The sequence below is a fragment of the Flavobacterium denitrificans DSM 15936 genome, assembly GCF_000425445.1.
Taxonomy (GTDB): Bacteria; Bacteroidota; Bacteroidia; order Flavobacteriales; family Flavobacteriaceae; genus Flavobacterium; species Flavobacterium denitrificans.
Genome location: NZ_AUDL01000008.1, coordinates 64,968 through 89,739, shown reverse-complemented (window position 1 = coordinate 89,739; position 24,772 = coordinate 64,968). Strand labels below are relative to the sequence as shown.

Sequence of the window (24,772 nt, the reverse complement as noted above, 5' to 3'; positions counted from 1 at the left end):
TATTTGATATTCTAATATAATTGCCATAAATGAAAAACTATCTAAAATATATCGCCTTAGTAATTATCGGGACTACAGTGAGTTGTAAGGATGAAGTGCAGAAGCCGAAAGTAATTTATGATGCTTCAAACAAAACAAGTGTAGTTGCCAAAACAGATTCTACACAGATTGAGATTGCAGATCTGCCTATTCAAATGGAGGGAACGAATTATTTAATTCATCCAGTTGGTGATTTGAGAGTGTATGAAAAAGGCTCAAAAGCGCGTTATGGTTCTTCAAGTGTAAATGATTTAAGTTTTACCATTTCTAATTTAGGGGAATATGAAATTACAGGCTATTTGCAGAATCTAAAATTCCAGAAAGTCGATTCAGATTCTATCAGACCTTTGTCAGACAAGCCAGTTTTGATTTTAACGGCAACTTATTTAAAAACAGTTGCAGATAAAACACAAAATAAAGTGATGGTTTATACTTTAACAGATTCTGATACCAACAAAGACGGGAAAATTGATACTGGAGACATCAAAACTTTGTACTTAAGTAATATAAGCGGAGAAAACTTTACAAAGGTTTCTCCTGATCTTCAGGAATTGGTGGACTGGAGTTTAATCGAATCAAAAAACCGTATTTATTTCAGAACAATTGAAGATACCAACCAAAACGGCCAATTTGATAAAAATGATGTTTTGCATTACAATTATATTGATTTGGCTTCTAAAAAATGGGAAGTTAAAGCTTATAAGCCAATCTAAGTTGCTAAGATTCTGAGATGCTTAGATACTTAGATACTTAGTTTTTTCAATCTTTGAACATAAAAAAATAAAACCTGCTAAATTATGCTTTTAGCAGGTTTTGTTTTTTTTAAGTATATAGAAATCCTATACATCCTTTTAATCTATGGCAAAAAAAAACTTAGAATCTAAGCATCTCAGAACCTTAGCAACTCTAAATTAATATATCACTTTCTAAATCAGATTTTTCAATTTCAAAACCAAAATCCAATCGTTCTACCAATTCGATTACTAGTTTTTTATACCAGTTTTCAGATTTTGGATGAATATAGATTTTCTCAATTAACTGATTGATGTCAACATTGATTTTTAATCCATCGTTGAGTTTTATAGTGCTTTTAGAAGTGTCGGTAATAATGCGGACTTCGCGCTCGTATTGAAAACTTTTTCGTTTAAACAAAAACGGAAAAAACAAATCATCAAACGGAATATATTCCTTTTTATAGTCGATGTAATTTACCTCGCCAATGTACTGGTCAAAATTATTTTCAGGATTCAGTGCTTTTTGGAGTCTTCCAATTGTAGATTGAATAGCCAGACCTTCACTGTTTTGTGTGAAAATTTGCCACATAGCAAACGATTCATATTCGTTGATATGCCAACTGCTTATTGCAACTTGCTCCCGATGCGTTTTGTAATAATTTAAAAAGTCGGGATTGTCAATCGCGAGCTTTTTTATCTCTTCGTAAGTGGGTTCGCTAAAAGTGCCTTCATATTGATCTTCAAATTTGTCTGAACGCGACATAAATAATTTCTTTGAAAGTAGCAAGTCAAGAAATTTGGATAAGTCTAAGTACTTCCATACAATAGTATTTGGATCTTCGGGCAGTTTTATATTCGGATTATTGAGGTACATTTTTAGGGGATTAGTCAAAAGCTACCTAAAGTTATAAAAATAAAAACAGATTAAAGAATATTAAATTGTGTTTTAATATTTCCTTAATCTGTCAAAATGATTTATTTCTTTTTTGTGAATCTTAAGACTCGAAAGACTGCATCGTAACCAGTTTGTTATAAGTTCCGTTTAATGCAATTAATTCTTCGTGTGTTCCTTGCTCAACGATTCTTCCTTTTTGCATTACTACAATTACGTCTGCTTTTTGAATAGTAGATAGACGGTGTGCAATTACGATGGAAGTTCGGTTCTGCATCATATTTTCAAGAGCAACCTGAACAAATTTTTCACTTTCAGTATCCAATGCCGACGTTGCTTCGTCCAAAATCATAATTGGTGGATTTTTCAATACGGCTCTCGCAATAGATAAACGTTGTTTTTGTCCGCCTGAAAGTTTGTTTCCGCTGTCGCCAATGTTGGTGTAAATTCCGTGTGGAAGATCTTTTACAAATTCATAAGCATTTGCAATTTTTAAGGCTTCTATAATTTCATCATCAGTTGCGTCAAGTTTTCCTAATGCAATATTGGCCTTAATTGTATCATTGAATAAAATGCTGTCCTGAGTAACCAATCCCATCAAGCTACGAAGCGATTGTAGATTCATGTCCTTGATGTTGATTCCGTCAATCGAAATTGTTCCGTCATTCACATCATAAAAACGAGTCAACAAGTTAGCGATAGTACTTTTTCCGCTTCCAGATTGTCCAACAAGCGCAACGGTCTGACCTTTTTTAATTTGAAGAGAAAAGTCTTTTAAAACTGTTTCTTCTTCGTATTTAAAATTGATGTTTTGAACACTGATATTGTTGTCAAAAGTCGTTTTTTCAACAGCATTTTCTTTCGAAGTAATTGTGTTTTCTTGTTCCAGAATTTCCAGAACACGTTCTGCAGCGGCATTTCCTCTTTTTACTCCGTAAGAAGCTTTAGAAATAGCTTTTGCGGGAGTCAGAATATTGTATGCCAATCCCATATAAGCAATAAAAGAAGGGCCGTCAAGGGTTTTGTCAATCAAAACCATCTGACCTCCGTACCAAAGCAAAATTGCGATAACTGTGATTCCCATAAATTCACTTGCTGGAGAAGCTAGGTTCTGGCGGTTTCCAATGCTATTTGATAGAGTAAAAAAGCGTTCAGTAGAATTTTGAAAAACTTTATTGAAGTAATTTTCAGAGTTATATCCTTTTACAACTTTCAATCCTCCAATTGTTTCTTCGATAGTAGAAAGAAATCTTCCCTGTTCTTCTTGAGCTCTAGTAGATTGTTTTTTAAGCTGTTTTCCAATCAATGAAATGATATATCCAGACACAGGAATGAAAATGAAAACAAATAAGGTCAGTTTAACACTAATGATGAGCATAGTGGTGATCGTAAAGATAATGGTTAGAGGTTCTTTTACGATAAGTTCTAAGATGGCTAAGAAAGAGTTTTGTACCTCGTTTACGTCTGCTGAAATTCTAGAAATTACGTCACCTTTTCTTTTTTCAGAATAAAAAGCTAAAGGAAGTTCTAATGTTTTTTTATACAATGCATTTCGCATATCCTTTAATACTCCATTTCGAAGGAAATTGATAAAAAACATCGCCAAATAATCAGCTAAGTTTTTTAGTAAAAAAATTGAAATAATAATGGCTACCATTATCGACAAAACATAACCAGGCTCGTGGTTTTTTTGCGCAGTTGTAATGTAATAAGCTAAATAGTCTTCGCCATATTCTTTTATTTTGAGAATGCCTTGGTAGACTGGTTCTACTTCGATTTTTTCTCCTTTTTCAAATAATACCTGAAGCATTGGTATTAAAGCAACAAACGAAAGTGTGCTAAAAAGTGCATACAAAATATTGAAAAAGATATTTAGGAATGCGTATTTTTTATACGGGTATATAAAAGGAACTATTTTTTTGAAATTACTCATTTATTTTTTTTGACGTTATTTTCTTTTTGTTTTACTGCTTTCTAATATTTTAACTATTTGACAAAGCAATTTTGAATGCACAAAATTAATCCAATTGAAGTGTTTTCAATTTCTTTTTGCTTTTTTTTATAAAAAAAAAACTCTGACTTGCATTTCAAGAATGTAAATCAGAGTTCATTAATAATTTGGTTATTCAATGCGGTACAAAATTGTGTGCTGATTGAAAATGTGTTAAAGATCTATTTCAATTGCATGTCTGCAATGATGTTTTGTATTTTTTGATCTAAGAATTTTTCTGCTTCTTCAAATTCTAAAACCGATTCGATTTCAGCATTTACGCTGATATAGAATTTGATTTTTGGCTCAGTTCCGCTCGGTCTTGCACAAATTTTAGAACCATCTTCAGTATAATAAATCAATACATTAGATTTCGGGATATCCATTGTTGATTCTTCGCCAGTCAATAAATTCAAAGCAATTGATGATTGGTAGTCTTCAACCATAATTACACGTTGACCGTTGATTTCTTTCAAAGGATTTTGACGTAAATTGATCATCATTTGGTTGATTTCTTCTAAACCTTCCATTCCTTTTTTAGTTAAAGAAACTAAGTATTCTTTGTAGAAACCATTTTCAACGTAAAGTTGAAGAAGCTCTTTGTAAACTGAACTTCCTGCGGCTTTCGCTTGCGCGGCAACTTCGCAGATTAATAAAGTAGCAGCAACGGCATCTTTATCTCTAACAGCGTCGCCAACCATGAAACCAAAGCTTTCTTCGCCACCTCCAATAAATTGAAGTTCTGGAAAATCTTTGATCATTTTTGCAATCCATTTGAATCCAGTCAATCCAACTTTGCATTCCACTCCGTAACTAGATGCCAATTCCATCATCATTGGAGTCGAAACAATTGTTGATCCTACAAATTGTTTTCCGTTTAGTTTTCCAGCTTTCTGCCATTGTTTCAACAAGAAAGAAGTCATTAAAATCATGGTTTGATTTCCGTTCAACAAAATCATTTTGCCTTCATTGTTACGAACAGCAACGCCTAAACGGTCGCAATCAGGATCAGTTCCAACAACGATATCAGAATTTGTTTTGTCTGCCAAAGCCAATGCCATAGTCAAAGCTTCTGGCTCTTCTGGATTTGGCGATTTTACAGTTGGGAAATCTCCATCAGGAATTGCTTGCTCAGGAACAATATGAACATTTTTGTAGCCAGCTTGTGATAAAGTATCCGGAATAGATTTTATAGAAGTTCCGTGCAATGAAGTGAAAACAACATGTAAGTTGTCTTTAGCTTCAGCCGGAGTATTGAAACTAGCATTTTCAATAGACGATTTCACAAAAGCCTTGTCAATATCAGTATCGATATATTTGATTAAGCTTTCGTTTGCGTCAAATTTAATTTTGTCGTAGCCTAAATTTTCGATTACATTGATAATAGCTTTGTCTTGTGGAGGTACAATTTGACCTCCGTCTTGCCAGTATACTTTATATCCATTGTATTCTGGTGGATTGTGAGAAGCCGTTAAGACGATTCCGCATTGACATCCTAAATATTTAAGTGCAAAAGACAATTCTGGAGTTGGTCTCAAATCTGAAAATAAATAAACCTGAATCCCATTTGCAGAAAAAACATCGGCAACTACTTTTGCTAAAGTGTTGCTGTTATGACGGCAATCATAAGCAATAACAACTTTTAAAGGTTCGTTTGGAAAAACTTCATGTAAATAATCAGATAATCCTTGAGTGTTTTTTCCTAGCGTATATTTATTGATTCTGTTGTTTCCAATACCCATAACGCCACGCATTCCACCTGTTCCAAATTCAAGGTTTTTATAAAAACTCTCCTCAAGTTCTTTAGGGGAAGTTGTCATTAATTCTTTAACTGCAGCTTGTGTTTCTTTGTCAAATGTTGGAGTTAACCATTCATTTACGGCGCTTAATATATTAGGTGCTATATTCATGTCAATTTTTTTTACTATTTATAAATGTGGGGGCAGAAGTGCTGCTCTCATTAAAAGTTAACTTCGCGAGCTACTTTATAGCGTGCTTCGTTGCTTTTGGTTCTTAGAATAATTTCTCCCAAGAATCCTGCAAGGAATAGCTGAGTTCCTAAAATCATGGTTGTTAAAGCAATATAAAACCACGGATTATTTGTAACTAAGCTGTATTTCATTCCGGTATACATATGGTATAATTTAGAAATTCCAATGTAACCTGCAGATAAAAATCCGATGATGAACATCAAAGAGCCAATTGCGCCAAACAAGTGCATCGGTCTTTTTCCGAATCTTGATAAAAACCAGATTGTGATCAAATCCAAAAAACCGTTTATAAAACGTTCCATTCCGAATTTAGTTTCGCCATATTTCCTGGCTTGGTGAATAACCACCTTTTCGCCAATTTTCCCAAATCCGGCATTTTTTGCCAAAACAGGAATATAGCGGTGCATTTCGCCAGAAACTTCGATGTTTTTTACCACGACATTTTTGTAGGCTTTTAATCCGCAATTAAAATCGTTTAATTCAACGCCGGAAGTTTTTCTAGCCGCCCAGTTGAACAATTTTGAAGGTAGATTTTTTGCTACAACAGAATCGTAACGTTTCTTTTTCCAGCCCGAAACCAAATCGTATTTCTGCTTTGTAATCATTTCATACAATTCAGGAATTTCGTCTGGACTGTCTTGCAAGTCGGCATCCATTGTAATGATCACATCGCCTTTTGCTTTTGCAAAACCAGCATGCAAAGCCTGAGATTTTCCAAAGTTTTTCATGAAACGAATTCCTTTTACATTAGGATTTTCGTTCGAAAAGCTTTCAATAATGTTCCAAGAATCATCTGTACTACCATCATCTACAAAAATGATTTCATAAGAGTAATTGTTAGATTGCATCACTTTAATGATCCATGTATAGAGTTCCTTAAGTGATTCCTCCTCGTTTAGAAGCGGTATAAGTATAGATAAATTCATTTATAATTTTTATTCTTGAGTAGTTTTGCTTTTGAAAAATGCGGCGAAAATTAGTCCGAAAACAGCACTTATTACGATTGCAAAGGCAGATCCTTTTAATAATTCAAAAGTAGAGTATGGATTGTTTTCTTTCATTTTAGCAATTGCTTCGTTTATCGACGCAGCAGGTGCTCCAAATTTCTGCATCATGTTTGCAGTGTATTTTACCATAATATCGCTTAAGGTGTCTTTTGCGCCTGGATCAATTACGTTAAATAAAAGGATATTGAAAGTTGTAGAAATTAAAACGCCAATTACAGCAGCTATAAAATAAGTAGTAAAAGCATCTTTAAAAGGAAATACGCCTTTTAATTCTTTTTTCGTTTTAGAAAGTAAGATGATGCTAATTGTTAAACTTATTACTATACCGAGAATTCCCATCCACCAAGCTGTGAACAAGTTTAAATCAATTGCATATATTGTCGCAGTAACTAATGCAGATGCAATTCCAATCATTACACCATAAGTAATACCATTCTTTTTTATAACTTCATTGATCATATTTCTATATGTTTTAAAATTAATCCACAAATATAGTAATTCCCACTATAATCGTAGATAAAAAAAGCTTTTCGAAATAAACTAAAAAAAAGTGAGTTAAGTATTTGTTTATTAAAAAAGAATTGTAAATTTGCACACTCAAAAATAATTAAATTTTTAAACAAAAAAGAGTGTTGCTTGTTTATACCTTTTTCCAACAATGAAAAAGCTTCAAAATGAAAATGCTCTAAACAATAAATAAAAAGAAAAGATGAAAAAAGGAATTCACCCAGAAAATTACAGATTAGTTGCATTTAAAGACATGTCAAATGATGACGTTTTTATCACTAAATCTACTGCAGATACAAAAGAAACAATTGAAGTTGACGGAGTTGAGTATCCAGTTGTAAAAATGGAGATTTCTAGAACATCTCACCCTTTTTATACTGGTAAATCTAAACTTATCGATACTGCAGGACGTATTGATAAATTCAAAACTAAATATGCTAAACACGCTAAAAAATAATAGCTGTTTTAAATTATACAAAAGCCTTCCAGATTTGGAAGGCTTTTTTTATGTGATGCTATTTTTGTTGTTTAGATTTTGATTGAATTCAATTCATTATGAACTACTAAAACAAGTTTAGTAAAAACATAAATATTTGTAACTTTGACCTCGATAACCAAATCAAGATTTTAACAAGTACCAAATTTTTTATTTATGAATTACATTCTTTTTGACGGTCCCGTTCGGAATGCTTTATTACCTTTTACCTTTACAAGGCCCGTGGCCGATATCTTAATCGGAATTATGACAATTCGTCAAAAATGGGAAACACGCCTTGGTTCAACAATAACAACAATTACTGAAGAATATTTGTCTGAAAAATTTCCGATGGTGGAGATGGAGGAAAACGTAATGATCAATGCTGCTTATTTGCCAAATGATAAGCTTGTTGACATGATTTCTGATCTGACCACAAATCAGGCGATTTTTAGAGGAGATGATGTGATCGCTTTTTTTGCTTCAGAAAATCAGGAAGAAGTTGATTTTGATTCGTATGAAATTATCTACTATGATGAAGATTGTTTGACGGTTGAACATACATGGGATATTTTTTCAAAAAACGATGCGGCAATTCGTGCCGATTTTGCTTTTTTGACTGAAGACAGAAAATCACAACCAATTCCGAAAAGCGTCAATGTTATTTCTCCTGAAAACATTTTTATTGAAGAAGGAGCGAAATTAGAGTTTGTGACTCTGAATGCTTCAACGGGTCCTATATATATAGGTAAGAATACCGAAATTATGGAAGGTACTGTAATTCGAGGGCCATTCGCTTTATGCGAAAATGCTATGGTGAAAATGTCAGCTAAAGTTTATGGTGCGACTACTGTAGGCCCTGGATCTAGAATTGGTGGTGAGGTTAAAAACTCAGTTCTTTTTGCGAATTCAAATAAAGGCCATGAAGGATTTTTAGGCGATTCTGTTTTAGGTGAATGGTGTAATATTGGTGCTGATTCAAATAATTCAAACCTAAAAAACAATTACGAAGAAGTAAAATTATGGAGCTATGAAACGGAAGGTTTTGCTAAAACCGGACTTCAGTTTTGTGGTTTGATGATGGGAGATCACAGTAAATGTGGTATCAATACTATGTTTAACACAGGGACTGTTGTTGGTGTAAGCGCTAATATTTTCGGTTCAGGTTTTCCTCGTAATTTTGTTCCGAGTTTTTCTTGGGGTGGCGCAGCAGGATTTACAACTTATGTAACTAAAAAAGCTTTTGAAACGGCGCGTTTGGTTTTGTCAAGAAGAAATATTGATTTTGATGCAACGGAACAAGCTATTTTAGAACATGTTTTCGAAGAAACCAAAAAATGGAGAAAAGACTAAATTAGATAATTAGTCAATTTGAAAATGAGATAATTTTTTTAACCCGACAGGTTTTATCCCGAGGCTTCGGGACTGTCGGGTTTTGTTTTTTACATATCTTTAAACTGGACTGAAGTTCAGCTCTACAATATGGCTCGAGCCGTGGGCTCTCTTGTTATTCCGCAGGAACCTGTTGTGTTGTAGGACTGGACTTCAGTCCAGTTTAGGAATATAGTGTAAAACGTTTTGTTTTGGGATTTAAGAATTATCTAATTGACACATTTTCAAATTTAACTTATTTGTCAATCTTAATAAAATCTCCTTTTAGGTTGAATTTCAATTCTAAACCGTTGCTGAGTTTTGTTTCATAACCAGAACTTTCAAGTTCTATTTTGATTACATTTTCTTTTGGGAAATTTGTTTTTATATAAGAAGCGATTTTTTTAGGAACAATAGATTTAGGAATTTTGGTGTTTTTGCCGTCAACTTCTTTCCAGTTTCCTTTCTTGTCAAACTCAATTTCGATTTCATTGTCAAATTTCACTTTGTATTCTGTAGAGAGGATTTCTTTGTCTTCTAAAATATAACTTGGTTTTTTTGACCCGAAATGTGTCTTCAAAAAAGTTTGAGCATTTGCAGGTAAGGCTTCTTTTTTAATTACCGTTTTTTGAGCATGTGCAGAAAGTCCAAACAGTAATCCTGTAATTAAGTAAATAGTCAATTTTAATTTCGTTTTCATAATTCGCTGATTTTTAAAATTATAGTACAAGGTAAGGCTAAAATTTTAAAATAGTATAAAACCTCTTAGGTTTCATTTATTATAATTAAATGGTTGTTTGACTAGTAAATTGCCTAATTAACACATTTTCAAAATTATCTAATTTTCAAATTGCCAAATTATCTAATTAATCTATCTTTGCGGCACGAAAAAAATGGGTGGTCAGGTAAACGATTAACCGATTAAACAAATTAACAAAGACAAATGATTACAGTTAACGATATTTCGGTTCAGTTTGGCGGAACTACACTTTTTAGCGATGTTTCTTTTGCTATTAATGAAAATGATAAAATTGCCCTTATGGGTAAGAATGGTGCGGGGAAATCGACACTTTTAAAAATAATTGCAGGAGTAAGTAAGCCTTCGACTGGAAATATTTCGGCTCCTAAAGAAGCTGTAATTGCTTATCTTCCTCAGCATTTGCTTACTGAAGATGGCGCAACAGTTATGGAAGAAGCATCAAAAGCGTTCAGTGAAATTTTTACAATGAAAGCTGAAATCGACAGTATCAATGAACAATTGACAGTTCGTACCGATTATGAAAGTGACGAATACATGAAATTGATCGAAAGAGTTTCCGACTTAAGCGAGAAATTTTATGCAATTGAAGAAGTGAATTACGAAGCTGAAGTTGAGAAAATATTAGTTGGTTTAGGTTTTGTGCGTGAAGATTTCACTCGTCAAACTTCTGAATTTTCTGGTGGATGGAGAATGCGTATTGAGTTGGCAAAAATTTTATTAAGAAAACCAGATTTGATTTTGCTGGATGAGCCTACCAACCACATGGATATCGAAAGTATTCAATGGTTGGAAGATTTCTTGTTGACTCAAGCAAAAGCGGTTGTGGTAATTTCTCACGATAGAGCGTTTGTAGATAATATTACAAACAGAACTATTGAAGTTACTATGGGAAGAATTTATGATTACAAAGCGAAATATTCTCATTACTTGGAATTAAGAAAAGACCGAAGAATCCATCAACAAAAAGCATATGATGAGCAACAAAAAATGATTGCTGAAAATCGTGCTTTTATTGAGCGTTTCAGAGGGACATTTTCTAAAACTGACGCTGTTCAATCTCGTGTTAAAATGCTTGAGAAGCTTGAAATAGTAGAGGTTGATGAAGTTGATACATCTGCATTGAGATTAAAATTCCCGCCAGCGGCACGTTCTGGGCAATATCCTGTTATTGTAAAGGAAATGTCTAAGGCTTATGGGGATCATGTTGTATTTAAAGATGCAAACATTGTAATCGAACGTGGTCAGAAAGTGGCTTTTGTTGGAAAAAATGGTGAAGGTAAATCAACAATGATCAAAGCAATCATGAAGGAAATCGGTGTTGATTCTGGAAGTGTTGAAATTGGTCATAATGCTCAGATTGGATATTTTGCCCAAAATCAAGCGGCTTTGTTAGATGAAAACGCAACAATTTTTGAGACAATTGATAGCATTGCCGTTGGGGATATCAGAACGCAAATCAAAAATATTTTAGGTGCTTTCATGTTTCAAGGTGATGATATCACGAAAAAAGTAAAGGTGCTTTCTGGAGGTGAAAAAACACGCTTGGCGATGATTAAATTGTTGTTAGAACCTGTTAACTTGTTGATTTTGGATGAGCCTTCGAATCACTTGGATATGAAAACGAAAGATATTATTAAAGATGCGTTGAGAGATTTCGACGGAACTTTGATCTTGGTTTCTCACGACCGTGATTTCCTTGACGGATTAGCAACTAAAGTCTTCGAATTCGGAAACAAAAGAGTAAAAGAGCATTTTGAAGATGTAGCTGGTTTCTTGGCGCATAAGAAAATGGATTCCATGAGAGAAATCGAAAAATAAAATATTTTAAATATATTTAAAAAGGCGCAAGTTGATTTTTGCGCCTTTTTTTTTGCGCTGTTAAAAATGATAACTGTATTTTAATGCAACTATTTTTACAAGTTGTTGTTTTTTTATTATTTTTATAATGCCATTTGTATTGATTTTTAAGGGTTTGTGTTTTTTTTTTGTTTTTGTATGATAGGAAAGATTGATTCGAATCCTATATCGTAATTGAATTTAAAAGCCTATGAATAGAGAGCTACTCATGAAAATTGTCTTCGTTTTTTTTATTTTGCCACTATTTTCAAATGCACAAACTGCTGAAAATCTACCAGCAGTTGATTCTGGAAACAGTATAAAATACCCGACTTTTCAGTTTAAAGGACTTATTCAGGCTCGATATTTAGAAAGTTTTGGTGAGAATGTCGATGTTTTGGGCGCTAATCATTCAACCGGCGATGTTACACAGAGTTCATTTGATATCAAAAGAATGCGTGTTGGACTCAATACAAAATTAAGTGAAACTACTGAGGTTGTGATTTTGGTGAATTTGGCTGATTTTAAATCAGATACAAAAGGGAAAGTTCTTGAGAATGCTTACGGAAAATATACTTTCAATAAATATATTGCTTTAATTGGGGGGCAATTTCGTCCTGCGTTTGGTATCGAGGAATTAGTTCCAGTTGATATTATAAAGTCGTTCGATTTTTCAAATCAATATTATGAATTTGGAAAAAATGGCTGGACAAGTTTTCAAATTGGTGCTTCGGCAACAGGTACTTTTGATGTTGGAAAAATCCCTTTGAGTTATGCTGTTTCGGTTATAAACGGAAACGGAAAAAATGCCGAAATGGATAAGGATAACGGGAAGCAATTCTCTAGTAGATGGGTTTTGCAACTATCTAAAAAATATGATATTAATTTAGGATTGAATGGTGGTTTTGGAAAAGTTTTCAAAGAAGATGTTTTTGCAATAGGCGCCGATATCACAAGTGATTTTAAGCTTACGGATCGATTTAGTTTTGATTTGCAGATTGAGTACAAACAAGGTACAAACCATAATTTGTATTTTTCTTTGCCTGCGGCTTCAAGAACTGCGGATTTGGGTGATTATCAAATGCAAGGAATCTATTTTTTGCCAAATTTAAGATATGTTGTTGATTATAAAAAACTGACAGCTTTAGAAGTGTCATGTCGTTACGAGAGGTTTGATCCGAGTTATAAAGTAAACTCTAATTTGAGACAGACCTTCACGCCAATGTTAGGTCTTGAATTTGGAAAAGCCTATTTAGGGCGAATTGAAGCGGGATTCCAAATCGATAAATTTGATCATAATATTCCTGATTCAACAACCTATGATAATGATTTGTTTTTAATACAGCTCCAGCTTAGACTTTAATTAATTTAAATCTTGTTTTTATGAAAGAAGTACAAATTCCTCAAACTCTGATTACGCTTGCCGTTGGAATTGCAATTTGGTTGATTCCTGCTCCTGAAGGTGTTGTTGTTGAAGCATGGCATTTGTTTGCCATTTTTGTCGCGACTATTTTAGGGATTATTCTAAAAGCTGCGCCAATGGGAACCATGTGTATGATTGCAATTGCGATTACGGCATTTTCTCAGGTTTTAGCACCTGGTGATGCTGGAAAATCTATTACCTTGGCTTTGAAGGGGTTTGGCGATAAGGTAATTTGGCTTATCGGAATTTCATTCTTTATAGCAAGAGGATTTATTAAAACGGGTTTAGGGAACAGAATCGCTTTTCTTTTTGTTCGAATTTTTGGAAAAAGTTCACTTGGGCTCGCTTATGGTTTAGGTTTAGCCGATTTGGTTTTGGCGCCAGCTGTCCCAAGCAATACAGCTCGAGGCGGGGGAATTGTATATCCAATTATGAAATCAATGTCAATGAGTTTTGGCTCTATGCCAGATCAGCCAGAAACACATCGAAAATTAGGAGCATATCTTACTTTGAATAGTTATAATGCCAATTTAATTGCATCATCAATGTTTTTGACGGGAACCGCTAGTAATCCAATGTGTCAAAAATTTGCAGCTAATTTGGGTATTAAAATAAGCTGGATTTCATGGGCAGTGGCGGGAATTGTTCCTGGGCTTGTTGCTTTTTTTGTGATTCCGTTTGTGTTGTATAAAATATATCCGCCAGAATTGAAAAAAACTGGAGATGCGCCACAAATTGCTGCTCAAAAACTTAAAGAAATGGGAGCAATTACCCGTAATGAATGGATGATGCTTCTCACATTCTTCATTTTGTTGTTTTTATGGATGACAGGTGATTTGTTTTCTATAGATGCAACAACCACCGCATTTATTGGCTTGGTTATTTTGCTTTTGACTTCAGTTCTGACTTGGGATGATGTAAAAGCCGAAAAAGGCGCGTGGGATACTATTGTTTGGTTTTCAGTTCTTGTAATGATGGCGAGTTCGTTAAATGAGCTAGGTTTTATTGCATGGTTCAGTGATTTGATTAAAGCTGAAATAGGAGGGCTAAGCTGGCAAATGGCTTTTCCTATAATTATTTTAGTTTATTTCTTTAGCCATTATCTTTTTGCAAGCGCAACGGCGCACGTAGCTGCTATGTATGCGGCTTTGTTGGGAGTAGGGGTTTCGCTTGGAATTCCAGGGCTGTTGTTGGCTTTTATGCTTGGTTTTGTTGGGTCGTTATATGGGACTTTAACGCATTATGGACATGGACCGGCACCAGTCTTTTTTGGAAGCGGTTATGTCGACCTAAAAAGCTGGTGGGTCAAAGGGTTAATAACCGGATTGGTTATGCTCTTTATTTACATGGTAATAGGAGGTTTGTGGCTCCGAGTAATTGGGTATTTTTAGATCCTGATTCCTGGAGGAAGCAATTCCTTGTATTTTGGGTTTTTTTTGAAAAAAGTCACAATTTTTGGATGAATCGGCACAACTCTGAATTTCTTTTCGGTATTGAGTTCCATAATGCTTTTTAGCATGTTGTCAATCACAATTTGATTGTCAAAACCTTCCGGTGTGTTGATTTTAGTTAAGAAAATTTTCTTTTCCTGAAATGAATATTCAACAGTAAGCATTCCTTCAGGGGCAATAGTTTCAAATTGTCTAGCGAAAGTGTTGTCTTTGATCGGGGCAGTAATTTCAGTTGATTCCATAATTTTTCATTTTTTTAGTAGGTTTAAAATATAAAATAGATTTGGGCGATTTGCTCTGTTTAAAAGCTTGTCGAAGAATGTTAAACACGAGCGATTTGGACTGCAAAGTTAATCATTTGATTTTCAATATGAAATTATTTTTTGCATGGCTGAATTTTTACATATTTTGTAATTTTATTTGTTTTAATATATAATTATGGTGTAGGATTTGCTGTGCATATTGTTTAAAAAAGTAAATTTATCTTGAAATTCAAATTTGTAATTAAAATCCCTTTTTTGACAAATGAGTAAAATTCCTGTTTATTTTATGCCTGGTCTGGCGGCTAGCCCAGCTATTTTTGAAAGAATTAAATTAGATGAATCTGTCTTTGAAACTCATTTGCTCGAATGGGAAATTCCAAAACAAAAAGAATCTTTGTCTGATTATGCTATTCGTATTGCTCAGAAAATCAAACATGAAAATCCGGTTTTGATTGGAGTTTCATTTGGAGGCATTTTAGTTCAAGAAATTTCGAAACATATAAAAGCTCAAAAAGTAATTATTATTTCTAGTGTAAGGAGCAATGCTGAGTTTCCAAGAAGAATGAAAATTGGGAAAACTACAAAAGCATATAAGCTAATTCCGATGAAGCTGATTTTGAATATTGAGAATCTGGCGAAATATTCTTTTGGAGAAAAAGTCAATAAACGAATTAAGTTATACGAAAAGTTCTTAGCAGTCCGTGATCTTAATTATCTGCAATGGGCTGTAGAGTCTGTTATTTTATGGGACAGAAATAAAGTTGATGAAAATGTTATTCATATTCATGGTGATCAGGATGATGTTTTTCCTATAAAGTATATTAATAAATGTATTGTGGTAAAAGGAGGAACTCATATTATGATTTTGAATAAATATAAATGGCTCAATGAGAATTTGCCTTCTATTATATTGGAGGATTAAATTCCAATTTTAAAAATTGCTTCGCCTATTTGCTATCTCTCGGGTACAAATCCCAATTCTTTGAAGATTCTAGCATAATCTTGTCATTTCAAATGACAAACTAAGCGTTGGTCTCGTGTTAGGAAGAAAATTTAAAATAAAAAAAATCCCAAATTCACAATTAATTGGAATTTAGGATTTTTAATATTGTAATTTAGAGAATTAGATTTTCTTCATTTGCTCTTTCATCATCGAGATTTGCTCTTTCAGCATTCCTTGTTTGTCTAATTTCTTAGCTTCGTTTAATAAATTAGTCGCTTCAAGCTTTCTTCTGCGTGACATAGCAACTCCAGCAAGGTTTAATTTGGCTACAGCCAAATCCATATCCATTGATAATCCAAACTCGATTGCTTTCTTGAAATGTTTCTCAGCCTGATTGATATTGGTTTGAGATAACATGATTCCGTGAAGGTAATTGAAGTATCCTTGTTGTTTTCTTACCAAAGCAGTTTCAGGATTTTTGATGTATGCTAGCCATTTTTGAGCTCCAGGAAAATCTTGTTTTCTTAATTTAAGGAAAGCCAAAAGGATAAATTCGTTTTTGAAATAAAGAAAAATTGGAATTGCAGTCAATAAAATCAAGAATATACCATTCCCGATATTACTTTCTGTAAATTGCCAAATGCCCGCCACTACTAGAAGTCCGGCCAAAATAAGTTTAATATTTTTGTTAAACATAATAGATGTATATTTGTGATTGCAAATATAGTAAAAGGAATTAAAAATATTTTTATAAAAGTGCTTGCCAGTGAAAAAAGTCTTTGTATATTTGCACTCGGTTTTTGAACAACGATATCCAAAACCAAAATAAAGAGTTAATAGATACCATTTTTAAAGATACAAAGCAATGAGCAAAAGAACATTTCAACCATCGAAAAGAAAAAGAAGAAATAAGCACGGATTTATGGACAGAATGGCTTCTGCGAATGGAAGAAAAGTTCTAGCGCGTAGAAGAGCAAAAGGAAGACATAAATTAACTGTTTCTAGCGAGCCTAGACACAAAAAATAATGTTTGTATAAACATACATAAGGCGATTACTTTTTTAGTATCGCCTTTTTTTATACCTTGTCGGTAATAAATTTGTAACATTCTAGTTTCTAAAGCACTGTGAATGTTTTTTGAATACAATAATAACTACACAATACATACAAAATGCCTAAAGACACATCAATAAAATCAGTTTTAATAATAGGTTCAGGACCTATTGTTATTGGTCAAGCTTGCGAATTCGATTATGCAGGATCTCAATCTGCTCGTTCGATTCGCGAAGAAGGAATTGAAGTTATCTTGATTAACTCAAACCCAGCGACGATTATGACCGACCCATCTATGGCCGATCATATTTATTTGAAACCTTTAACTACAAAATCGATTATTGAAATTCTTAAGGAACATCCACAAATTGATGCTGTTTTGCCGACTATGGGAGGGCAAACTGCTTTGAACTTGTGTTTGGAAGCTGAGGAAAAAGGAATCTGGCAGGATTTCGGAGTAAGATTAATCGGTGTTGATGTTAACGCAATTAATATTACTGAAGACAGAGAGCAATTTAAACAGCTTTTAGAAAAAATTAAAGTACCAACTGCGCCGGCAAAAACAGCTACTTCTTACTTAGAAGGAAAAGAAATTGCTCAGGAATTTGGTTTCCCGCTTGTAATTCGTCCTTCGTTTACACTTGGAGGGACTGGAGCTGCTGTGGTCTACAAAAAAGAAGATTTTGATGAGCTTTTAACTCGTGGACTTGAAGCATCTCCAATTCACGAAGTTTTGATTGACAAAGCTTTGATGGGATGGAAAGAGTATGAGTTGGAGCTTTTAAGAGATAAAAATGATAACGTTGTTATTATCTGTTCGATCGAGAACATGGATCCAATGGGAATCCATACTGGAGATTCGATTACAGTAGCGCCAGCGATGACATTATCGGATACAACTTTCCAAAAATTACGTGACTACGCTATCTTAATGATGAGAAGTATCGGAAATTTTGCTGGAGGATGTAATGTACAATTCGCAGTTTCACCAGATGAAAAAGAAGATATCGTAGCAATCGAGATTAATCCTCGTGTATCTCGTTCTTCTGCTTTAGCATCAAAAGCAACTGGATATCCAATTGCAAAAATCGCTTCTAAACTAGCTTTAGGATACAACTTAGATGAATTACAAAACCAAATTACAAAATCTACTTCGGCGCTGTTCGAACCAACTTTGGATTATGTAATCGTAAAAATACCACGTTGGAACTTCGATAAATTTGAAGGTTCAGACAGAACTTTAGGTCTTCAGATGAAATCTGTAGGTGAGGTTATGGGAATTGGACGTTCTTTCCAAGAGGCACTTCATAAAGCAACTCAATCTTTAGAGATTAAGAGAAACGGTTTAGGTGCTGACGGAAAAGGATACAAAAATTACGAACAAATTATCGAGAAACTAACTTATGCAAGCTGGGATCGTGTTTTTGTGATTTATGATGCTATCGCAATGGGAATTCCGTTGAGTACTATTCATGAAATTACAAGAATCGATATGTGGTTCTTAAAACAATACGAAGAGCTTTATACTTTAGAAAAAGAAATCTCAAATTACAAAGTTTCAAATCTTCCAAAAGAATTATTGCTTGAGGCGAAACAAAAAGGTTTTGCAGACAGACAATTAGCACACATGATGAGCTGTCTGGAAAGTGAAGTGCATACTTTACGTATGGAGCAAAAAATCAACCGTGTGTTTAAATTAGTAGATACTTGTGCGGCTGAGTTTAAAGCACAGACTCCTTACTATTACTCAACTTTTGAAGCTGAAATCGAGAAAGCAAACGGAGAACGTTTTGTTGACAACGAAAGTATTGTAACCGAGAAAAAGAAAGTGATCGTTTTGGGTTCTGGACCAAACAGGATTGGGCAAGGAATCGAGTTTGATTACTCTTGTGTTCACGGAGTTCTTGCTGCTAAGGAATGCGGTTATGAGACAATCATGATCAACTGTAATCCTGAAACGGTTTCTACAGATTTTGATACAGCTGATAAATTATATTTCGAGCCAGTTTTCTGGGAGCATATTTATGACATCATTCAACACGAAAAGCCAGAAGGTGTAATCGTTCAGCTTGGAGGTCAGACAGCTCTTAAATTAGCAGATAAATTATCTAAATACGGTGTAAAAATCATCGGAACTAGTTTCGATGCACTTGACTTGGCAGAAGATAGAGGAAGATTCTCAGACTTATTGACTGAGTTGCATATTCCTTTCCCAAGATTCGGAATCGCTGAAACGGCTGACGAAGCTTCAAAGTTAGCGGATACTTTAGATTTTCCACTTTTAATTCGTCCTTCTTATGTATTAGGAGGTCAGGGAATGAAAATTGTAATCAACAAAAAAGAGCTTGAAGAGCATGTTATCGATTTGTTGAAAGCAATTCCAGGAAATAAATTACTTTTAGACCACTACTTAGCTGGAGCAATTGAAGCTGAAGCTGATGCAATTTGTGATGCTGATGGAAATGTTTACATCATCGGAATTATGGAGCACATTGAGCCTTGTGGTGTTCACTCTGGAGATAGTAATGCAACATTGCCTCCTTTTAACTTAGGAGAATTTGTAATGCAGCAAATTAAAGATCATACACATAAAATTGCGAGAGCTTTAAAAACGGTTGGTTTAATCAATATTCAGTTTGCAATTAAAGATGATACCGTTTACATTATCGAAGCAAACCCAAGAGCTTCAAGAACGGTTCCGTTTATTGCAAAAGCTTACGGAGAGCCTTATGTAAACTACGCTACAAAAGTAATGTTAGGTCACAATAAAGTAACTGACTTTGATTTCAATCCACAATTAAAAGGATACGCAATCAAACAACCTGTTTTCTCTTTCAGCAAATTCCCGAATGTAAACAAAGCATTAGGGCCAGAGATGAAATCAACCGGAGAAAGCATCTTGTTTATTGATGACTTGAAAGATGATCAATTCTACGAATTGTACTCTAGAAGAAAAATGTATCTGAGTAAATAATCTCAGATCTTATTATAAAATAAAAGCTCCAATGAAAATTGGAGCTTTTATTTTATATTGAAGTCACAATTAAATGAATTCCGATTTTTCCGTAGAGACGCACTGCAGTGCGTCTACGTCCAGTATTAGTCGCAATTGGTTTTGTGTTTTGCAGATATATTTTGCGCATAAGACGCACAGCTATGCGTCTCTACAATATGCTTTGCGTGATTTTATGGATAAAAAAAGCTCCAAAATTATTTGGAGCTTTTTCTGATTTATAAAGTAAGATTGATGATTATTTTATCAATTGTTGCAAAGGCTTCAATTGATCCATGTCAATATTTGATTTTTGTAAAACCGACATCAATGTCATGATATTATTCGGGTTCATGTTTTTTCCTAGAACCCTGACAACTGCAAAACCATTTTCTTTTCTGTTGGCAAAAACTACAAACTCTTCAATATTTTCATCTGTGCCAACATAGCTTATAGAAGCGCCATCTTTGCCAGAACCCACTTTCATCAATTGCTGGTATTTCGGGTCTTTTAAAATGGCATTTACTTTTGTGCGTTCTGTTTCAAATTCGGCTTGGTTTTTATCTGTTGCTTTGAAAGCTAAAATATTCATTTTGTCAAATGATTTTATGGCTTCGTTTTGCTCGGCAGATAAATTCGCTTTTTCTAAATTCAAAATGTTAGACGAAACATCAATTGCAATAAAATCTTTCTTTTCGTTATTTTCAACAAAATATTTTTGCAATGAAGGTTCAGAATTGCAGCTTATCAAAGTCAGCAATAGTATAAGGACTGAGGTAAAAACACGAACTTTCATGATTATTTTTTGCCTTTAGAGGCTTTTTTTAAGTCAGTTCCTCCTGGCAATTGCATCTTGTCAGTAAGTACAGAGATTTCGTTTAAGTCAAAATTACCTGTTAGCGACAATAAAACTGTTTCGTCGTTTTTGGCTCCGTCAACAAACATCAACAATTCTTTGATTTGTGTGTCGCTTGCGCCAGATTTTACCATTATTTTGACGTTTTTTCCACTGTCATTCACTCGCATCAATTCTTCTAAACCAGCAGTTTTGATGTATTTATCTGCAGAAGCTTTCATGTCGGCTTCGATTTTAGGATTTTTGGTTGTAAACACTTTTAGGTAATCTAATTTTTTGATCAAATTAATGTATTGCTGTGTTTCTTTGTCAGTAGCGTCAACTTTTACTTTGCTCATTAAATCGAACATTTTTTTGTTTACAATTACAGAAGTTACATCGTCTTGACCGTCAAATTTGTCAAAAGCGCCTTGCGCGTAAAAAACGTTTGTAACGAATGCGAAAACTAGAGTTATAATGAAATTTTTCATGATTATTTTTTGTGTTTAATTACTGTTTAAAGATTTTGTTTTTTGATTGTTCATATTCGTTAATGTATTGCACACTTTCAATGCCTACATTAACATTGTTTGATAATAATGCCAAAGCTTTTTGCGTTGCTGCGAGAGCTTCTTCAGGATCATCATAGGTTCCTAATTCTGACTGCGCTACAGCCGGAGCTGCATTTTTTTCGCTGACAAAGAAATAAGTTCCAACTCCGAGTAAAACAACAGCTGATGCTGCAATTGATAACCACGCCACATTTCGTTTCTTAGTTTGTAATGGAATCTCTTGCATTGATTTTTGTTGTTTTACTTGAGAGAAATAACCAAAAATTGGCTGATATTGCTCTAAATGCTGCGCAACATTTGGAGATGAAAAGTACTCTTTAAGTTCTTTTTCTTCAGCAATTGTGGTTTCTCCCTGAAAGTATTTTTCTAATATATTTTCTATTCTATCTAATTCCATAACTATGCGTATTAATCATTGATTCTCTTATTTTTTTTCTCGCTCTAGAAAGTGCTACCCGTATAGCGGTTTCATTCATGTTGACAATTTTCGCAATTTCATCAAATTCATATTGTTCAACATCGCGAAGCTGAATTAATATTTGAAGTTGCTCTGGCAGCTCATTTATTATTTTTTCAACCCATTCCAAACTATTAGAATCTTCTAGTTTTTTGTCTAATTGTGGCTCTCGGTCTGTATAATTGTTATGCACAATTTTGAGATTTCCTGCTCTTTTAGATTTCAATTGATCCAAGCAATAATTTTTTGTCATGGTCATGGCAACTGCTTCGATATTATTATAAGAATCCAAATTGTCTTTTTTGTTCCATAATTTTACCATCACTTCCTGAGTCGCATCTTCGGCTTCTTCGGTGCTTGTGAGCAATCTTTTTGCCAGACGAAAAACTTTGTCTTTAAAAGGATTAATTAATTCTATAAACACATTCTGATTCATAAAATTGGTTGGTTTTGCGTTAGCTTATATAGTCAAGACGAGGCACTATTATTTTTGTTACAGCGACTTTAAAAAAAAATAAAGAAAAAATGAAATAAACTTGCTCCTGTTAAAACTAAAGGTAGTATTTTTACGTTAATAGATTACCAAGAGCATTTATTTATGAAAACAATATTAAAAAGTTTACTACTAATTTTTTTATTAGCATTTGCATTGCAATCCTGTGAAGACCAGGATGATGTAGAGGCTCCTGCAACTTTGCAAGTAAACGATTTTATCTGGCACGGATTAAATGAGGTTTATTTGTGGCAGGCTGATGTGCCAAATTTATCAGATGATCGATTCAGTACCAAGGCGGAATTAAATTCTTATTTATCTGGATATTCAGATCCGGAAGAATTATTTCAAGATTTATTAAATAAGCCAATCAGTAAATATCCTGCAACAGCAATTGACCGCTTTAGCTGGATTGTTGATGATTATACGGTTTTGGAACAAGAACTTAACGGAATTACAAAAAATAACGGTATTGATTTTAAATTAAGCAGAGTTTCTGACGGGTCAAACGATTTGGTAGGTTACGTGCGTTATATTATCCCAAATTCGGATGCTTCAAACAAAGCAATAAAAAGAGGGGATTTATTTACGGCTGTAAATGGTACAAAATTAACTGTTTCTAATTATCAGTCATTGTTGTTAGCTCAAGATAGTTATACTTTAAATCTTGCTGATTACAACGGTTCTACCTTTGTTTTGAATGGAAAATCAGTTGCTTTGACTAAGACAGTTTTAGAAGAAAATCCTATTTTAATAAATAAAGTCATTACATCTGGCGGTCACAAAATTGGTTATTTAATGTATAACGGTTTTTATTCTGATTACGATGTGAAACTGAATCAGGCTTTTGGGGAATTAAAAGCGCAAGGAGTTACCGATTTAGTTTTAGATTTAAGATATAATGGAGGAGGTTCTGTGCGTTCTTCTACTCGTTTGGCAAGTATGATTACAGGGCAGTTTAACGGAAAAGTGTTTTCAAAACAACAGTATAATCTTAAATTGATGGCTTCATTAACAACAGATGACTTAGAGACTTTGAATCAGAGATTCGTTAATAGTATTGATGGAACTGCTTTAAACAGTCTTAACTTGTCAAAGGTTTATGTCTTGACAACTTCAAACACGGCTTCGGCAAGTGAATTGGTGATAAACGGATTAAAACCATATATTAATGTTGTACAGATAGGAGAGACCACTACTGGTAAAAATGTAGGTTCTTTCACGGTTTATGACTCGCCGACTTTCACAAAAGAAAAAGTGAATCCAAATCATAAATATGCAATGCAACCATTAGTTTTCAAAATTACAAATGCAGAAGATTTTGGCGATTATACATCAGGACTTGTTCCTACTTATGTTCAGCCAGAATATATTAGTACTTATGGGGTTTTAGGCGATCCTTCTGAGCCATTATTGAATTTGGCAATTTCTAAAATTACTGGGGCTACAGCTAAAAAAGTTAAAACCGACAGATCTTCAGATTTGCCATATATAAGCGATTCGAAAAAAATAAATGGATTGCGAAATGAAATGTATTTAGAGAATGCTCCAAAAGGATTTTCGAGATAATTAAAGTAAAAAAAAAAGGCTTTCAGAAATGAAAGCCTTTTTTTTCAAAAAAAATCCAAAAACTAATTTAAAAATAGGTATTTATTAATTGTTGAAGTAGAAGCCATTTGGCCCAACGCCTACAGTTAATTCTTTTTGCAATGATCCACTTAAATTGTAGATAAAAGCTTTACTGTTTGATCCAAAATCTCCTCCATCTGAAACGAAAATTTTGTCATTATTAACGGCAAAACCATAAATATAACCATTTGCTGACAAGGTTGTCGTTGCGATAGGTGTGGTTGCAGCTGTTGTCGCATTGACATTGATTGCATATGTTGAAGCGTTTACAGTATAATAAATTTTATCATTGTAAACGTCCAAATAACCTGCACGTCCTTGCGCTTGCGGAATTGTGATTTTTGAAGCTGATTTGTCAGCAAGTTTTACTTTTATTATTTCGCTGCTTGTTGCAGAAGGGCTTCTTAAGATATACAATATGCCGTCTTTTGCTTCCATAGTATCCCCGCTATATCCAATAGTTAAAGGTGTTTCCAATGCTTTTGTCGCAGGATTTACAACTAGTAATTTATCGTTTGAATATGGCTCAGTAATATATAATTTGCCATTTTCTAACAAAATTCTGTTTGCTGTAGCATTTAATTCAATTTTAGATTCGAATTTGTTTGTTGCCAAATCAATTATCGCAATATAATCATCAGTAACGCTAGAAAAACTGTTTGCATTTGTTACATATGCTTTTCCGTCTTTTGCAACACCATATCTCGGGTTGACAAGTCCAGTTTCAACTTTTGCAATCAATTTAAAAGTGTAACGGTTTACAACATCAATAACATTTGATCCGCCTGCAATGATATACGCTTTGTCTCCGTCAAAAAAGATATTTTGAAGATACACTCCCGCAAAATCACCATTATTTACTGTTTTATAAACATCAGCAGTAAAGTTTGACAAATCATCACTTGCAAATGAAACTGACCCACCGCTAGAATTTCCTTCGTTTAAGATGAAAATTCCATTATCATAAGCTCCTTTTGGAGTGTTGTCGTCGTCGTCATTAGAACATGAAACAAAAAGCGAAACGCTGATTGCTAATAAAAATAATCTAGTTAATTTCAT

Annotated in this window: 23 protein-coding genes; 10 read left to right on the top strand and 13 right to left on the bottom strand. The window is 33.8% G+C overall.

Annotated features, from left to right (window positions below):
* The first annotated feature begins 29 nt into the window (after nt 1–29).
* Nucleotides 30–752, top strand: a complete 723-nt coding sequence (locus H600_RS0104045; protein ID WP_026727592.1) for a hypothetical protein — start codon at nt 30–32, stop codon at nt 750–752.
* 193 nt (nt 753–945) lie between these two features.
* Here H600_RS0104045 and H600_RS0104040 read toward each other — a convergent pair whose 3' ends face one another.
* The 5 genes from H600_RS0104040 to H600_RS0104020 form a co-directional block, all read right to left on the bottom strand.
* Nucleotides 946–1,647, bottom strand: a complete 702-nt coding sequence (locus H600_RS0104040; RefSeq protein WP_026727591.1) for a DUF2971 domain-containing protein — start codon at nt 1,645–1,647, stop codon at nt 946–948.
* Between the two features lie 121 nt (nt 1,648–1,768).
* Entirely contained in the window at nt 1,769–3,598 is a 1,830-nt protein-coding gene (locus H600_RS0104035) for an ABC transporter ATP-binding protein (protein WP_026727590.1), read from the bottom strand.
* 239 nt (nt 3,599–3,837) lie between these two features.
* On the bottom strand, nt 3,838–5,565 hold the full coding sequence (locus tag H600_RS0104030; protein WP_026727589.1) for a phospho-sugar mutase: 1,728 nt from the start codon (nt 5,563–5,565) through the stop codon (nt 3,838–3,840).
* Between the two features lie 50 nt (nt 5,566–5,615).
* Nucleotides 5,616–6,572: a glycosyltransferase family 2 protein gene (locus H600_RS0104025; RefSeq protein WP_026727588.1), complete on the bottom strand. Its 957-nt coding sequence runs from the start codon at nt 6,570–6,572 to the stop codon at nt 5,616–5,618.
* 9 nt (nt 6,573–6,581) lie between these two features.
* Nucleotides 6,582–7,112 (bottom strand): DUF4199 domain-containing protein, encoded by a 531-nt coding sequence (locus H600_RS0104020; RefSeq protein ID WP_026727587.1) that lies wholly within the window; start codon nt 7,110–7,112, stop codon nt 6,582–6,584.
* Nucleotides 7,113–7,362: 250 nt separating this feature from the next.
* On the opposite strand from H600_RS0104020, the gene H600_RS0104015 reads away from it, so the two are divergent.
* Both H600_RS0104015 and H600_RS0104010 read left to right on the top strand, forming a co-directional pair.
* Nucleotides 7,363–7,617: a type B 50S ribosomal protein L31 gene (locus H600_RS0104015; protein ID WP_011921626.1), complete on the top strand. Its 255-nt coding sequence runs from the start codon at nt 7,363–7,365 to the stop codon at nt 7,615–7,617.
* A 195-nt stretch (nt 7,618–7,812) separates the two neighbouring features.
* Nucleotides 7,813–8,988, top strand: a complete 1,176-nt coding sequence (locus tag H600_RS0104010; RefSeq protein ID WP_026727586.1) for a GlmU family protein — start codon at nt 7,813–7,815, stop codon at nt 8,986–8,988.
* 274 nt (nt 8,989–9,262) lie between these two features.
* On the opposite strand, the gene H600_RS0104005 is transcribed toward H600_RS0104010, so the two are convergent.
* Complete coding sequence (locus H600_RS0104005; RefSeq protein WP_026727585.1) at nt 9,263–9,706, bottom strand: PepSY-like domain-containing protein; 444 nt, start codon at nt 9,704–9,706, stop codon at nt 9,263–9,265.
* A gap of 243 nt (nt 9,707–9,949) precedes the next feature.
* Here H600_RS0104005 and H600_RS0104000 point away from each other — a divergent pair, with 243 nt between their 5' ends.
* From H600_RS0104000 to H600_RS0103990, 3 genes are all read left to right on the top strand, one after another.
* A complete protein-coding gene (locus tag H600_RS0104000; RefSeq protein ID WP_026727584.1) occupies nt 9,950–11,584 on the top strand; it encodes an ABC-F family ATP-binding cassette domain-containing protein in 1,635 nt (544 codons plus the stop codon).
* A 229-nt stretch (nt 11,585–11,813) separates the two neighbouring features.
* Entirely contained in the window at nt 11,814–12,965 is a 1,152-nt protein-coding gene (locus H600_RS0103995; protein ID WP_026727583.1) for a porin, read from the top strand.
* Nucleotides 12,966–12,985: 20 nt separating this feature from the next.
* A complete protein-coding gene (locus H600_RS0103990; RefSeq protein WP_026727582.1) occupies nt 12,986–14,416 on the top strand; it encodes an anion permease in 1,431 nt (476 codons plus the stop codon).
* Here H600_RS0103990 and H600_RS0103985 read toward each other — a convergent pair.
* Nucleotides 14,413–14,718 (bottom strand): GNAT family protein, encoded by a 306-nt coding sequence (locus tag H600_RS0103985; protein WP_026727581.1) that lies wholly within the window; start codon nt 14,716–14,718, stop codon nt 14,413–14,415. The two genes, H600_RS0103990 and H600_RS0103985, sit on opposite strands and share 4 nt — an antisense overlap.
* A 283-nt stretch (nt 14,719–15,001) precedes the next feature.
* On the opposite strand from H600_RS0103985, the gene H600_RS0103980 reads away from it, so the two are divergent.
* Nucleotides 15,002–15,661, top strand: coding sequence for an alpha/beta hydrolase family protein (locus H600_RS0103980; RefSeq protein WP_026727580.1), 660 nt, complete (start codon nt 15,002–15,004; stop codon nt 15,659–15,661).
* A gap of 201 nt (nt 15,662–15,862) precedes the next feature.
* On the opposite strand, the gene H600_RS0103975 is transcribed toward H600_RS0103980, so the two are convergent.
* The gene (locus H600_RS0103975; RefSeq protein ID WP_026727579.1) at nt 15,863–16,378 is read right to left on the bottom strand and encodes a hypothetical protein; all 516 of its coding nucleotides are present in this window, start codon (nt 16,376–16,378) and stop codon (nt 15,863–15,865) included.
* 169 nt (nt 16,379–16,547) lie between these two features.
* Here H600_RS0103975 and rpmH point away from each other — a divergent pair, with 169 nt between their 5' ends.
* Together rpmH and carB are read left to right on the top strand one after the other, a co-directional pair.
* A complete protein-coding gene (gene rpmH, locus H600_RS0103970; protein ID WP_008464848.1) occupies nt 16,548–16,709 on the top strand; it encodes a 50S ribosomal protein L34 in 162 nt (53 codons plus the stop codon).
* A gap of 144 nt (nt 16,710–16,853) precedes the next feature.
* Nucleotides 16,854–19,709 carry a carbamoyl-phosphate synthase large subunit gene (gene carB / locus H600_RS0103965; RefSeq protein WP_026727578.1) on the top strand — a complete coding sequence of 952 codons (2,856 nt, stop codon included), beginning with the start codon at nt 16,854–16,856 and terminating at the stop codon, nt 19,707–19,709.
* Nucleotides 19,710–19,986: 277 nt separating this feature from the next.
* Here the strand turns inward: carB and H600_RS0103955 are convergent, their stop codons facing one another.
* The 4 genes from H600_RS0103955 to H600_RS0103940 are packed head-to-tail and all read right to left on the bottom strand — an operon-like array spanning nt 19,987 to nt 22,027.
* Nucleotides 19,987–20,523 (bottom strand): DUF4252 domain-containing protein, encoded by a 537-nt coding sequence (locus H600_RS0103955; RefSeq protein ID WP_026727577.1) that lies wholly within the window; start codon nt 20,521–20,523, stop codon nt 19,987–19,989.
* 2 nt (nt 20,524–20,525) lie between these two features.
* Nucleotides 20,526–21,053: a DUF4252 domain-containing protein gene (locus H600_RS0103950; RefSeq protein ID WP_026727576.1), complete on the bottom strand. Its 528-nt coding sequence runs from the start codon at nt 21,051–21,053 to the stop codon at nt 20,526–20,528.
* Nucleotides 21,054–21,072: 19 nt separating this feature from the next.
* On the bottom strand, nt 21,073–21,531 hold the full coding sequence (locus H600_RS0103945; protein ID WP_026727575.1) for a hypothetical protein: 459 nt from the start codon (nt 21,529–21,531) through the stop codon (nt 21,073–21,075).
* On the bottom strand, nt 21,518–22,027 hold the full coding sequence (locus H600_RS0103940) for an RNA polymerase sigma factor (RefSeq protein WP_026727574.1): 510 nt from the start codon (nt 22,025–22,027) through the stop codon (nt 21,518–21,520). Before H600_RS0103940 ends, H600_RS0103945 begins: the two co-directional genes overlap by 14 nt.
* Nucleotides 22,028–22,189: 162 nt before the next feature.
* Here H600_RS0103940 and H600_RS0103935 point away from each other — a divergent pair, with 162 nt between their 5' ends.
* Nucleotides 22,190–23,653 (top strand): S41 family peptidase, encoded by a 1,464-nt coding sequence (locus tag H600_RS0103935; RefSeq protein WP_026727573.1) that lies wholly within the window; start codon nt 22,190–22,192, stop codon nt 23,651–23,653.
* Nucleotides 23,654–23,737: 84 nt separating this feature from the next.
* On the opposite strand, the gene H600_RS0103930 is transcribed toward H600_RS0103935, so the two are convergent.
* The gene (locus tag H600_RS0103930) at nt 23,738–24,772 is read right to left on the bottom strand and encodes a YncE family protein (RefSeq protein WP_026727572.1); all 1,035 of its coding nucleotides are present in this window, start codon (nt 24,770–24,772) and stop codon (nt 23,738–23,740) included.